Below are 12,378 nucleotides of genomic sequence, written 5' to 3'. Positions count from 1 at the left end.
CACTGACCGAATTGCCAGAGCGAACCACCGCGCGGCCAATCTCGTGTCTCGCGAACGAACGTTCACGAGACACATTGGGGTGTCGAAGATTCCCGCAGGTCGGATGTCGCCGAATCTGTAACGGTTGCCGTGTACGCGGCAATGTCAACCTGTCGGGGGTTCGCAATACACTGTGCCGCAGGCGAATCGGCTATGGACCCGTGACGGGCCGGCCGCGGCGCGTGCCCGCGGGCCCACCGGTGGGCAGAAGCCCAAGCTCGGTCCCCGGCAGGTGGATCTGGCGCGGCAGATGTACGACGAGCTCGACGAGTGTGGCAAGCGCCGCTACACCGTCGCCCAGGTCGCGGTGACATCACCGAAATCCAGGTCTTCCACAAAAACCGGTTCCTGTGCAAAGCCGTCAGCCCCGACCACACCGGAGACACAGGTCGTCGCCGCGGTCGCCCGCATCACCGGCGGCAATTTCCGCCTCCTGCAACGACTCTTCGCCCAGATCCACCGCGTCTTGAAGATCAACGAGCCCCACACCGTCACAGCGGACGTCGTCGAGACTGCCCGCAGTACTCTCGTCATCGGCGCCAGTTGACGGTGCCGGAACATGGACGATCCTGCCGTGTTGTGCCGACTCACACTTTGTCTGGACTGACGTGTACTGGGAGAGCTCCTGTGCGCCAGACGATCCGCAAGGTCAGTTCCGAGAACCGCCAGCCCGCGATTGTCCGCACCGCATGGGCTTGGAACACCCCACCTGCCAGAAAGTGGGATTCGAGCGCGGCCGGGTCCGTGGTGCCAGATCCCCACAGGTGCATCGCGGTGACGTTGGCCTGCAACCACGCGGTGTCACCGTCGAGTTCGATTACGTGGTCGGTGGTCATGTGGTGGGTGGCTCGGAACAGAGCGGTGGCCTCGATCTGCTGAGCCGCGATGGTCTCATGGCCGACCCGGACGATACCAGTCGGACTCACCCAGCGACCGTCCGCGGTAAACGTCGCCTCGATGAGCGTGTGGTCTACCCGCTTGTCGTCCACTGCTCGGTAGTAGCGGCTGAGCAGCCCGCTGATCTCTGCTCGATCCTCTGATCCAACTGCTGTTGTCATGCAGCAAGAGTTGCCGATCGACCTTGCACCGAGCTTGCGTAGCTCATGCATCGACGTCAACACCCACTGTGCCACCTTGCAGCGCGAGAACACCGCCGATTATGGCTGCGAGTCACACACCGAGCCGGAACATCCGGGCGGAATTCCGGGACATCCCCGATGTGCCCTCGACGAACCGATGGTTTATTCGATGGAGCAGGTTGTTCGCCGATTCGTCAGGAGGATGCCGTCGTGAACGCGGCAGTGGTCGTCACGTGGGTGTGGCTGATCTTCGAGATCGGCCTGGCGATGCGGGATCGTTTGCGCAGCAAGGGATCGACCGATCGCGATCGCGGCACCCGTACTGTCATCATGATCCTGGTCGCCGTCTCGATCGGCGTCGCGAATGTGGTGTCGATCGTGCTGCCGGCCGACAGCGATCTGCGCTTCACCGGAGACGATCCGGTGATCTGGCAGCTGGCGGGTGTCGCTCTCATGGTGCTCGGTCTGGGTGTCCGGATATGGGCTATCGCGGTGCTGGGCAATGCTTTTCGTACCACTGTCGAGGTCGATCCCGATCAGGTCGTGGTCGATCGCGGGCCCTATCGCTGGGTGCGCCATCCGTCCTACAGCGGAGTTCTGTTGCTCACCACCGGATTCGGGATCGCCGCCGGGAACTGGATTTCGCTGCTGATCGCGATCATCGTGCCCACCTTGGCCTTTCTCCGACGCATCGAGGTGGAGGAACGGGCGATGATCGAAACCCTCGGCCGCGCCTACGAGGAGTATCGCGCGCGTACCAGGCGTCTCGTACCCGGGCTGTGGTAGCGGCCCGCGGCGGCGTTACATCGATCCGGAAATCGTGGGACTTCTCTCCATTACGGGCGATTTGTCCGATTTGTTCGGACAATCGCGAACATGAAGTACGCGTTGACCCGACACTGGACGACCGTTGTTCCACCCCTGGCCGCCGTGGTGTTGGCAATCGCGTGGTTCACACATCCCTCCGGACCCGCGGTGGTGATTCTGATCCTGGGTCTCGCCGGCGCGGTGCTGGCCGCGGTGCAGCACGCCGAGGTGGTGGCGCACCGAGTGGGGGAGCCGTTCGGCTCGCTACTTCTCGCGATCGCGGTGACGGTGATCGAAGTCGGATTGATCGTCACGCTGATGGCGTCGGGCGGTCACGATGCCTCGACGCTGGCCCGCGATACCGTCTTCGCGGCCGTGATGATCACGTGCAACGGGATCTTCGGGCTGTCGTTGCTGGTCGGTGCCTTGCGTCGGCGGGTGGCGGTCTTCAGTGCGGAAGGGGCCGGGGCCGCGCTGGCGACCGTCGCCACGCTGGCCACGCTGAGTCTGGTGCTGCCGACCTTCACCACTACCAAGCCGGGGCCGGAGTTCTCCGGATCGCAGCTGACCTTCGCCGCAGTCGCCTCACTGCTGTTGTACGGGCTGTTCGTGACGGTGCAGACCGTGCGTCACCGTGACGATTTCCTTCCGGTCGAGGCCGATGTTCTCGACGACCGGCGCGACGACCGCCCGAGTTCGCGCACGGCGGTGTGGTCCCTGGTGCTGATGGTGATCGCGCTGATCGGTGTGGTCGGCCTGGCCAAGATGGTGTCGCCGGCGATCGAGCGCGGGGTGGCGGCGGCGGGGCTGCCACGTTCCGCGGTGGGCGTGGTGATCGCCCTGCTGGTGCTGTTGCCCGAAACCATCGCCGCGGTGCGGGCGGCCCGGCGGGATCGGGTGCAGGTCAGCCTGAATCTGGCACTCGGGTCGGCGATGGCGAGTATCGGCCTGACCATTCCCGCGATCGCGCTCGCCTCGATCTGGCTCGACGGCCCGCTGACGCTCGGTTTGGGGGCAACGCAGATGGTGTTGCTCGCACTCACGGTGGTGGTGGGTGTGCTGACAGTTGTCCCGGGGCGCGCCACCTTGCTGCAAGGTGGCGTTCATCTGGTGTTGCTCGCCGGATTCGTCTTTCTCGCGGTGAGTCCCTGAGGTCGATCGGTGTAGGCCGGATCACGGTGACGGGGATCATAGCGATAGCCGATCGGTCCTGATAACAGGTTCTAGAACCGTGATTTACTTCGAAAAACATGCACGTGAGCTGGATTTATCGCGAGCCGCGGAAGGGTGCGGGAGCGGCGACCCTCACACCGTGATCGACTTTACTGTAACTAGTTGTAACCGATAGCTTCATGTTGGCAGTGTTGCCGATCACGGAGAGAACGATTGTGAATTTCGAGCCACACCGCCCGGACCGAGCCCGCCACCCATGGCGCCGGTGACCCGGGCCTCCTCGGGCGCGTCCGCTGTTCGTATCGTTCGCAAGAATTTCTCGGACACCGTCGTGTCCGCGCTGCGTACCTTCGGCAGAGCGGTCGATATCGCCCGGGAATCCGTGAGCGGCACAGCTTCCGATATCGCCCGGCGTGAATTCCAGTGGCGCGAAGCGATTCTGCAGGCCTGGCGACTGGTGACCGTCACCGCGATTCCCGCCGTCCTGATCGCGATCCCCTTCGGGGTCATCGTCTCGGTGCAGGTCGGCAACCTGATCCACACCCTGGGCGCGGATTCGCTGCTGGGCGCCACCGGCGGGCTCGGGGTGATCAAACAGGGTGCCCCGCTGGCCACCGGATTCCTGCTGGGCGGCGCGGGCGCGGCCGCCATCGCCGCGGACCTGGGCGCGCGCACCATCCGCGAGGAGATCGACGCCCTCGACACGATGGGCATCTCACCGATTCATCGCCTGGTGATACCGCGGCTGGTCGCGATGATCCTGGTCGCGCCGCTGCTCAACATCCTGATCATCTTCGTCGGCGTGGTCGCCGGCTACGCGGTCGCGGTCGGCGGGCAGAACGTCACGCCCGGAAGCTATTGGGCCACTTTCGGTTCCTTCACCACCGCAGCCGATGTGTGGGTCTCGCTGCTGAAAGCGGTGATGTTCGGCTTTCTCGTGGTGATCATCGCCTGCCAGCGCGGACTCGAGGCCAAGGGCGGCCCGCGCGGCGTGGCCGACGCGGTGAACGCGGCGGTGGTGCTGTCGGTGGTGTCGATCGCGGTGGTGAATCTCGGCGTGACCCAGGTGGTGGAGATGTTCCTGCCGACGAGGCTGGTCTGACGTGGCGATATCGACCTACATGCCCTCCGGGCTCAGGCGTTTCGCGCGCTTCTATCGCCGCCGTGGGCTACTGCTGGCGCGGGTCGAGGGCCTGGGCTTCGTGCTGGCCTTCATCTGGCAGGTGGTGTCGTCGATTCCGCTGACGCTCCAGCGCTATCGCGACGAGACCCTGCGCGTCATCTCGGATATGACCTGGGGGCGTGGCTCGGTGATCGTCGGCGGCGGCACCGTGCCGATGATGATCGTGCTCGGGTTGGTCATGGGCGCGTCGGTGGCCGTCGAATCGTTCACCATGCTGAATATGCTGGGGATGGGTCCGGTGACGGGCATCGTCTCGGCCTATGCCACCACCCGGGAACTCGCGCCGATCGTGGCCGCCATCGGCTTCGCCGCCCAGGCGGGCTGCCGGATGACCGCCGAGATCGGATCCATGCGGATCTCGGAGGAAATCGACGCGATCGAGGCGCTCGGCCTGCGGTCGGTGCCGTTCGTGGTCACCACCCGAGTCATCGCGGGCGCCATCTCGATCGTGCCGACCTTCCTGATCGGGCTGATCCTGTCGTATCTGGCCTGCCGCGGGCTGATCACCCTGGTGCACGGCCAGTCGGCAGGCGTCTACGACCACTACTTCTTCCAATTCGTCTCCGGATTCGACGTGATCGCCGCGGTGATCAAGGTGGCGATCTTCGCGACCGTCGTGATCCTCATCCACAGCTACTACGGCTTCTTCGCCACCGGCGGCCCCGAAGGCGTCGGCATCGCGTCGGGCCGTGCGGTGCGGGCCTCGTCGGTGGCGATCGTGGCCATCGACATGGTGCTGACGCTGATGCTGTGGGGTTTCAACGCGACGATCGATTTCACGGGGTAAGCACAGTGCCGAAGTACGGAATGCCCGGAGTGGCGGTGGACAAGCGGCGTTCACTGCTGGTCGGCGGGGTCTCGCTCGCGATGGTCGCCGCCGTGGTGATCGCCTCGATGCTGTATCGCGGGCTGCGCGTCGACGACAGCCTGCACATCGCGCTGCACACCGAACGGATCGGCGACGGCGTACTGACCGGAACCCCGGTCCGGGTAGACGGCGTGCACGTCGGCAAGGTCGACGAGATCGCGCCCGCCGACGGCGGAACCCAGCGCATCACCTTGCGGCTGGACCGATCCCAGCTGCACGGCATCGACGACAGCCTGCGGGTGGACTACGCCCCGGCGAATCTGTTCGGCATCAGCGAGATCGAGCTGCGTCCCGGTTCCGGCGGCGCGCCACTGCGCGCCGGCAGCACCATCGACCTGACCGGACGGCATGCCGCCGCGGTCTACGACGCGACCATGGGCGGGCTGCTGCGCGGGTTGTCGCAGACCGGCAATGCCCTGCTCACCCCGCAGATGGCGACCGTGATCTCCCAGGTCTGCACCGATGTCGGAGCCTTCACGCCACTGGTGCAGGCCCTGATCTCGGTGGCGCAGACCATCACCGACAACCAGAAGATGCCCAGCTCCGAATTGGTGGGACGGCTGGGACCGGCCTTCGACGGCGGCGGCCGCTTCGCGGGGGCGACCATCCAGGTGCTCGACCTGATCCGCAATATCCCGCGGCTGCAGGACAACCGGGGCGCCTACGACGCCGGCACGTCCGCGCTCACCGATTCGGTGCTCCCCGCGCTGGCGGCATTCGGCACCCGGGCCGGCAGTGAATTCTCCGGCAGCACCGATGCTGTGGCTCCGCTGCTGGCGGTGCTGGCCCGGATGGTGCCGTATCCGCAGCAGTCCGGCGCCGACCTGACCGAGTTGCTGCGCCGGTTGCGTGCCGGTGTGCACGACACCCCGGACGGCCCGGTGCTGAACGCCGAAATCGATGTGCGCGGGGTGCCCGTACTGGCCCCGCTGCTAGGAGGAATCCGATGAAGGTGGGCGCCGCCGCGTGGCGGCTGGCACTGTTCGCGGTAGTGATGGTCGTCGTGCTGTCGGTGGTGTTCACCGCCATCGAACGGCCGGTCTCCGGCGATACGCGAGCGCACCAGGCGCTGTTCACCGACGCCAACGGGCTCAAAGTGGGCGACGATGTGCGCCAGTTCGGCGTCCAGGTCGGCAAGGTCGAGGGCATTTCCCTCGACGGCGCCCTGGCGCGAGTCCGGCTGTCACTGAAGACGGATGCGCCGATCTACGACAACTCCCATCTCGCCATCCGCTATCAGAACCTCACCGGCCAGCGCTACATCGATCTGCAGCAGGACCCGAAACCCGGGACGCGGCTGCCGGGCGGGCGCACCGTCGGCATCGACCACACCCTGCCCTCGTTCGATGTGACGAGCATGTTCAACGGCCTGAAACCGGTGCTGGCCACCATCTCTCCGGAGGAGATCAACCAGTTCAGCGCCAGTATGGTGGCGCTGATCGAGGGGGACGGCACCCAGGTCGAACCCGTGATGGCCGCGATCGGCCGGCTGGCGTCCTATGTGGACAATCGCCAGCAGGTGATCGGCACCCTCATCCACAACATGTCCGACCTGTCGGACCGGGTCGGCGGCCGGGTGCATTATCTGGTCCCGTTGCTGGCCCGGCTCACCGATATCTTCCAGGCACTGCAGACCAATATCGGCGGGCTCGCGCAGTTCGCCATGGCGGCGCCGTCGGTACTCGGACCGCTGGACAGCCTGTTCGACGCGCTCGGCCTGCAATCGGGCACCGATGTCGACGCCCTCATCCGGCGGCTGTTCCCGGATCCGAAACAGGCCGTGGACGTCTTCGAGAAGCTGCCCGCACTGCTGGGCGGTCTGGACGCGGCCACCCCGGCGTCGGTGGCGGGCTGGAAACCGCAGTGTTCCAAGGGAAATGCCGAGCTGCCGCAGGTGCTGCGGATCATGGTCGCCGGAGCGCAGGTGTCGGTATGCAACGGCTGACTCCGCTCCGCGGCCGGGATCGCCGGGTCGCCGACGAGGCCGGTAAGCGAGGCCGCGAGATCCGCCTGGGCATGGTCGGCGTGGCACTGGTGGTGATCTGCGCGGCCGCCGCCGGGATTCTGTACGTGGTGCCGTTCGGGAAGCAGACCTACACCGCCGAGTTGGCCGAAGCGCAGTCGGTGAAGGTCGGCGACGACATCCGGGTGGCCGGAATCCCGGTCGGGAAGGTCGATTCGCTGGAGCTGCGTCCGGATCGGGTGCGAATGCGATTCACCGTCGACTCGAAGGTCTTCGTCGGCGACCGGTCGTCCCTGGACATCCGGATGCTCACCATCGTCGGCGGAAACTATGTCGCGCTGTTCCCCTCGGGTCGTACCCCGTTGGGTGACAAGCCGATTCCGGTGGATCGAGTGCATCTGCCCTACAGCCTGGTGCAGACCTTCCAGGACGCGGCGCAACCGCTGAACCGGATCGACGGTGACACCCTGCGCCGCACTCTGGCGGCGCTGGACACCTCGATCGATGCCGCGCCCGATGCGCTGCGCACCACCGTGGACACGCTCGGCACCTACGTCGACGCGTTGAACCGGCAGCGCACCCAGGTGACGAACGCGATCGCCGTCGCCGACGAATACGTCACCATGTACGACGGCGCCAAACACGATCTGGGCCGGTTGATGGTCAATGTCAACCAGATGGAGACCCTGCTGGTCGACAAGCGCGCCGAACTGCGCGAGGGCGTGCGGTTGCTGCGCGCGGTCATCGAGCGGGTCGCCGCGCTGGCGCCGGCCTACGACTCGGCGCTGAAACCGAAGCTGCAGCAGTTGAGCGACGCGCTGCCGCAACTCGAGAAGGTCGGCGGGCAACTCGAACCGGTCATCGGTTCGGTGCGGAGTCTGCAGTCGAAGTTCGCTCAGCTCAGCGGAACCGACGGTGCGGTCACGGTGGATCACTCGGGGCAGACCGTCAGCGCGCCCGCCGCGCGGCTGTGTATTCCGGTGCCGGGGAAGGACTGCTGATGGTGCACAAGGTACTCGGCTTGCGGGCCTTCATGTCGATCGCCGGCGCGGTGGCCGTGGTCGTGGTCGCGGTGGTCGGCTATCTCGTCGCCTTCCAGCCGATGAAGGCCACCACCGCATACTGCGCGATCATGCCCGACAGCGTCGGGCTCTATCCCGGTAATCAGGTGACCATGCGCGGCGTCACCGTGGGTACGGTGACCTCCATCGCGCCCCACGGCGATGCGGTGAAGGTGGAATTCGCCGTCGACGCCGATCATCCGGTGCTCGCCGACGCGGGCGCGACGACGCTGTCGGACAGTATCGTCGCCGCGCGTGAGCTCGCCGTGGTCTCCGGCGGTCAGGACACCGCCCGGTGGGATCACACCCGCTGTCTCACCAAAACCATGACGCCCAAGAGCATCACCGAGACGCTCGACGCGCTCGCTCAGCTGTCGGCGCAGATCCGGGGGCCCGACGCCACCCATCCCGACGCACTGGCCCGCGGGCTGACCTCGCTCGACAACGCCACCGCCGGAACCGGTCCGCAGATCAACGCGCTGATACAGAAGCTCAGTGCCGCCATGTCCGCACCGGATGCCGATATCGCCCATCTGGCAGGGATTTTCGATGCCTTCGCCTCGGTCTCCAAGGATGTCGAAGCGCACTGGGGCGAACTGAAGACCATGCTGACCCGCTTGGGGCCGGTGCTGAGCCAGGCCACCGAGGATTTGCTGCAACCGGGCGCGGCCCTGTTCGACGGCCTCGGTCGCGTGCTGCCGATGCTCAACGACATCACCACGCTGTTCGGCGATCCGATCATGCGCGCTCTCGACGATACGGTGCCGCTGGTGAAATTCCTGCGGGCGAATGTGGGCTCGCTCGCCCAGATGGTCTCGCTGACACCGGTTCTCGCCCAAGCCGTGCACACGGTCGGGGCATCCGGGATCGGCTACGCGCCACCGAAGGTGGCGATTGCGCAGGAACACGCCGACCAGGTGTGCGCCGCGATCGACGCGCTCACCCCCGGCCGCTGCACCCCCGCCGCCGGTCTGGCGCGGGTGGACCTGGCGGCCCTGGTATTCGGATTGGCAGGTGCGCGATGAGAATTCGGCGTATTGCCGCGGGACTCGCGGTCGGTGTGGTGGCGCTGTCGGCCGCCGGATGCGCGTTCGATCCGTCCGCGGTGCCGGTGCCCGGCACGACCGTTTCCGGCCCGGCCTACCACGTGCGCATCGAGTTCTCGAATGTGCTGAATCTGCCGGCGCGCGCCAAGATCATGGCCAACGGCGCCCAGGTGGGCACGGTATCCGGGGTGAAGGTGGTGAATCCGGCCGGTGACCGCGCCGGGTACGTCGTGGTCGACGCCGAGATCTCGAAGTCGGTGAAATTGCCGACCTCCACGGTCGCCGAACTGCGGCAGAACACCGTGCTGGGCGATATCCACGTCGCGCTGACCACTCCGCCGAACGGATTCGGCGCCCTGCTGCACGACGGCTCCACGATCCCGGTCGCGCAATCGAAACCTCCTGTGCAGCTGGAGGATACGATGGCGCTGGTCGCCGCGTTCACCCAAGGCGGTGCGGTCACGCAGCTGCAGGACGTGATCGCGCGGATCAATCACACGCTGCCGCGGGATCCGGCGCAGACCGCCCGCATCTCGCAGACCATGGCGGCCGACGCCGCGGACCTGGCGAACAATCTGGATCGGGTCGACGCCCTGCTCCACGGTCTGGGCGCCAATGCCCAGGTGCTGCACGATATTCAGCCCGAGCTCGACGACATTCTCAGCCCGACGTCGGTCGATCGGATGGACGGGATCACCGATTCCGTCATCGGCGTGACGAAGATCTTCGGCGGTCTCGGACCCGTCGGCTCCGCACTGACCTGGCTTGGCCCGGTGCTCCGTGGCGCCGACGGCGCGGTCCAGGCATTCTCGCCGCTGTTGCTGTCGGCCGGTCCGGTCGACCTGAGCCGCCCATCGAATCTCGCCGCGCTGGTGGAACTGCTGCGGGACAAGGTGATTCCCTTCGCCGAACACGGAGCGAAGGTGAATATCGTGGGCGTGCACTCGGATGCCGCTCCCGATATGCCGGCCGAGCAGCAGACCGATCGAATTCTGGCGACCCTGCGGATGATCGGAGTCGTGCGATGAAATGGGGGGCACTGACCTCGCTCGGCGGCATCGTCGCGATCACCGTCGCGGGTGCGAGCTATCTGACCTTCGGTGTGGTGCGGGCCGATCCGTTCGCCGACTACACCCGGACCACCATGGTGCTGACCGATTCCGGGGGACTGGGTGTCGGCTCACCGGTCCTGCTCACCGGTCTCGAGGTAGGCCGGGTGACTGCCGTGCGGCACACCGCCGCCGGGGTCGAGGTGGGAATGCGGCTGGCCGCCGACAAGCGGGTACCCACCGACAGCTCGGTGACCATCGAACATCTGTCGGCTCTGGGCGAACCCTACGTCGAATTCCGCCCGACCACCGGCAACGGTCCCTACCTGCGTGACGGGCAGCGCCTGGAGACCGCGAAAGTGCGTATGCCACTGTCGATTCCCGATGTCGCGCGGCTGGTAACCACCACCATGAACCAGCTCGATCCAGCTGTGGTGGGCTCGCTGGTCGCCACGGCCGGCACCGCGCTGAACGGAACCGACGCCGCCATCCCGAACCTCACCCGATCCGCGGATCTGCTGGCCGCGGCGATCATGAGCCGCAGCCCGCGCATCGCGGATCTGCTCAACAGCTTTCAGGCAGCGGCCGCCGACATCGACTGGGCCGGGCCCGCGACCAGCGCGGCCGCACCGGAATTCGTGCGCTTCACCCACGCGCTCAACGATCTGGTCGCCGCCGTGGGCCGGATGGTCGATGCCCGCCCGGCCGAAAGCTACACCAGCGGAGACGGTGTGGCGCCGTTCCTGGCGAAGCTGACCGACCGGCTGGCCGCGCTGGGGCCGGAGCTGACATCGCTCACCCCGGCACTGGCGCCGCTGGGCGACGCGGCCGCCACCGCGGCGCCGCAGCTGGATATCTCCAGTTTGATCGCACAGGCGCTCGAGGATGTCGGCGCCGACGGAACCGTGCGGGTGCGAATCAATGTCAAGTAGGACGACCGAGAAGGAGGACGCCATGTCGAACGACACCGGCACCGAACCGAAGCGGGCAGTCGACGCGGAGGCCGCGTCCTCCCCGCGCGCCGACACCACCGTCGCAGCACCCGAACCGGGAACGGCCGAGGTGGCGAAAGCCCCTCGCACGCTGTCGATTCGGCTGTCCACCGTGGTCGGCGCGGTCGCCGGGGTCGCGCTGATCGCGCTGGCCGTGGTCTTCGCCTCGCTGTGGTTGTCCGCACGCGGCGACCTGAGCGACCGCGACGAGCGGGCGGCGGCGCAGCAGCACGCCGAGCAGGTCGCCACCGACTACGCGGTCGGCGCCTCGAATATCGACTACAAGGACGTCGATGCCTGGGTGGGCAAGTTGAAGGCGAACACCGCGCCGCAGCTGGGCAACAAGTTCGACGCCACCGCGCCGAAGTTGCAGGAGATCCTGGTGCCGCTGAAGTGGACCTCCTCGGCGACCCCGATCACGGCGAAGCTGATGAGCACCGACAACGGGGTCTACAAGGTGGACGTCTTCCTCGACGTCAACTCCACCAGTGCCCAGAACCCGCAAGGTGCTCGGACCACGGTCACCTACACCGTCGACGTGGATCCGGGCAGCGGCTGGAAGGTGACCGATGTGGGCGGGATGGCCGGGGCGCTGCCGAAGCAGTAGCCGGCTCTAGTGGCCCGGCAGTACGCAGACCGTATCCAGCCCCAGCACGTGGTTGAGGCGGCCGAACGCCAGCCAGGATCCGATGCACATACTCAGCTCGACGATTTCGGCCTGGCTGTAGTGCGCGGTCATGCGGTCCCAGAACGCCTCGTCCAGGTTGTGGTGATCGACGGCGTAGCGCTCGGCGTATTCGGCCGCCAGCCGGGTCCGGTCGTCGAACGCGTCGGTGGTGCGCCACTCGGTCACCGCCTGATCGAATCCGATCTCCACCTTCTGCCCGTCGCGGTCGGTGCGGTAGTCCTGACAGAACAGGCAGCCGTTGATCTGGGCGATGCGCAGCCGGGCCGCCTCGAACTCGCGGAGCCCGAGGGTGGTGTCCGAATACACGGCGAGGGAGAACTTCGAGGCGGCGATTCCGATGCCGGGCACCATCTCACCCCACACGTAGGAGATCGGATCCTTGCCCTCGGGGATGTCGATATTCATGTGCGGTGTCCTTTCTGGGGATGAG

At 66.6% G+C, this 12,378-nt stretch carries 14 protein-coding genes; 12 read left to right on the top strand and 2 right to left on the bottom strand.

Translation table 11 applies throughout. The features are described 5' to 3' along the window. Positions 1-271: 271 nt before the first annotated feature. Entirely contained in the window at positions 272-586 is a 315-nt protein-coding gene (locus LKD76_RS32430; protein WP_227983986.1) for a TniB family NTP-binding protein, read from the top strand. A 40-nt stretch (positions 587-626) separates the two neighbouring features. Here the strand turns inward: LKD76_RS32430 and LKD76_RS25665 are convergent, their stop codons facing one another. Continuing rightward, the gene (locus LKD76_RS25665; protein ID WP_227983985.1) at positions 627-1,160 is read right to left on the bottom strand and encodes a nuclear transport factor 2 family protein; all 534 of its coding nucleotides are present in this window, start codon (positions 1,158-1,160) and stop codon (positions 627-629) included. A 168-nt stretch (positions 1,161-1,328) separates the two neighbouring features. Between LKD76_RS25665 and LKD76_RS25660 the strand changes: the two genes are divergently transcribed. The 11 genes from LKD76_RS25660 to LKD76_RS25610 all read left to right on the top strand — a co-directional run bounded on the left by LKD76_RS25660 (position 1,329) and on the right by LKD76_RS25610 (position 11,867). After that, positions 1,329-1,904, top strand: coding sequence for a methyltransferase family protein (locus LKD76_RS25660; protein WP_227983984.1), 576 nt, complete (start codon positions 1,329-1,331; stop codon positions 1,902-1,904). Between the two features lie 90 nt (positions 1,905-1,994). Beyond that, positions 1,995-3,077 carry a calcium:cation antiporter gene (locus LKD76_RS25655; protein ID WP_227983983.1) on the top strand — a complete coding sequence of 361 codons (1,083 nt, stop codon included), beginning with the start codon at positions 1,995-1,997 and terminating at the stop codon, positions 3,075-3,077. 277 nt (positions 3,078-3,354) lie between these two features. Then, the gene (locus tag LKD76_RS25650; protein ID WP_227983982.1) at positions 3,355-4,200 is read left to right on the top strand and encodes an ABC transporter permease; all 846 of its coding nucleotides are present in this window, start codon (positions 3,355-3,357) and stop codon (positions 4,198-4,200) included. Between the two features lies 1 nt (position 4,201). Further along, positions 4,202-5,068: an ABC transporter permease gene (locus LKD76_RS25645; RefSeq protein ID WP_227983981.1), complete on the top strand. Its 867-nt coding sequence runs from the start codon at positions 4,202-4,204 to the stop codon at positions 5,066-5,068. Between the two features lie 5 nt (positions 5,069-5,073). Continuing rightward, positions 5,074-6,099 (top strand): MlaD family protein, encoded by a 1,026-nt coding sequence (locus LKD76_RS25640; protein WP_227983980.1) that lies wholly within the window; start codon positions 5,074-5,076, stop codon positions 6,097-6,099. Continuing rightward, complete coding sequence (locus tag LKD76_RS25635; RefSeq protein ID WP_227983979.1) at positions 6,096-7,094, top strand: MlaD family protein; 999 nt, start codon at positions 6,096-6,098, stop codon at positions 7,092-7,094. The genes LKD76_RS25640 and LKD76_RS25635 overlap by 4 nt, the downstream gene beginning before the upstream one ends. Beyond that, positions 7,082-8,113: an MCE family protein gene (locus LKD76_RS25630; RefSeq protein ID WP_227983978.1), complete on the top strand. Its 1,032-nt coding sequence runs from the start codon at positions 7,082-7,084 to the stop codon at positions 8,111-8,113. The genes LKD76_RS25635 and LKD76_RS25630 overlap by 13 nt, the downstream gene beginning before the upstream one ends. Further along, entirely contained in the window at positions 8,113-9,198 is a 1,086-nt protein-coding gene (locus tag LKD76_RS25625) for an MlaD family protein (protein WP_227983977.1), read from the top strand. Before LKD76_RS25630 ends, LKD76_RS25625 begins: the two co-directional genes overlap by 1 nt. Then, positions 9,195-10,247 (top strand): MlaD family protein, encoded by a 1,053-nt coding sequence (locus LKD76_RS25620; RefSeq protein ID WP_227983976.1) that lies wholly within the window; start codon positions 9,195-9,197, stop codon positions 10,245-10,247. The genes LKD76_RS25625 and LKD76_RS25620 overlap by 4 nt, the downstream gene beginning before the upstream one ends. Continuing rightward, positions 10,244-11,200 (top strand): MlaD family protein, encoded by a 957-nt coding sequence (locus LKD76_RS25615; protein WP_227983975.1) that lies wholly within the window; start codon positions 10,244-10,246, stop codon positions 11,198-11,200. Before LKD76_RS25620 ends, LKD76_RS25615 begins: the two co-directional genes overlap by 4 nt. A gap of 22 nt (positions 11,201-11,222) precedes the next feature. Then, entirely contained in the window at positions 11,223-11,867 is a 645-nt protein-coding gene (locus tag LKD76_RS25610) for a hypothetical protein (RefSeq protein ID WP_227983974.1), read from the top strand. A 6-nt stretch (positions 11,868-11,873) separates the two neighbouring features. Here the strand turns inward: LKD76_RS25610 and LKD76_RS25605 are convergent, their stop codons facing one another. Further along, positions 11,874-12,353 (bottom strand): carboxymuconolactone decarboxylase family protein, encoded by a 480-nt coding sequence (locus LKD76_RS25605; RefSeq protein ID WP_227983973.1) that lies wholly within the window; start codon positions 12,351-12,353, stop codon positions 11,874-11,876. Positions 12,354-12,378: the final 25 nt, after the last annotated feature.

The organism is Nocardia spumae (assembly GCF_020733635.1).
GTDB classification, from domain to species: Bacteria; Actinomycetota; Actinomycetes; order Mycobacteriales; family Mycobacteriaceae; genus Nocardia; species Nocardia spumae.
This window is presented reverse-complemented; position numbering and strand designations above follow the sequence as displayed.

Coding starts and splice junctions, on each gene's coding strand:
- LKD76_RS25635 (WP_227983979.1), top strand. CDS start 6,096: ATGAAGGTGGGCGCCGCCGCGTGGCGGCTGGCACTGTTCGCGGTAGTG.
- LKD76_RS25625 (WP_227983977.1), top strand. CDS start 8,113: ATGGTGCACAAGGTACTCGGCTTGCGGGCCTTCATGTCGATCGCCGGC.
- LKD76_RS25615 (WP_227983975.1), top strand. CDS start 10,244: ATGAAATGGGGGGCACTGACCTCGCTCGGCGGCATCGTCGCGATCACC.
- LKD76_RS25605 (WP_227983973.1), bottom strand. CDS start 12,353: ATGAATATCGACATCCCCGAGGGCAAGGATCCGATCTCCTACGTGTGG.
- LKD76_RS25655 (WP_227983983.1), top strand. CDS start 1,995: ATGAAGTACGCGTTGACCCGACACTGGACGACCGTTGTTCCACCCCTG.
- LKD76_RS25630 (WP_227983978.1), top strand. CDS start 7,082: ATGCAACGGCTGACTCCGCTCCGCGGCCGGGATCGCCGGGTCGCCGAC.
- LKD76_RS25650 (WP_227983982.1), top strand. CDS start 3,355: ATGGCGCCGGTGACCCGGGCCTCCTCGGGCGCGTCCGCTGTTCGTATC.
- LKD76_RS25610 (WP_227983974.1), top strand. CDS start 11,223: ATGTCGAACGACACCGGCACCGAACCGAAGCGGGCAGTCGACGCGGAG.
- LKD76_RS25620 (WP_227983976.1), top strand. CDS start 9,195: ATGAGAATTCGGCGTATTGCCGCGGGACTCGCGGTCGGTGTGGTGGCG.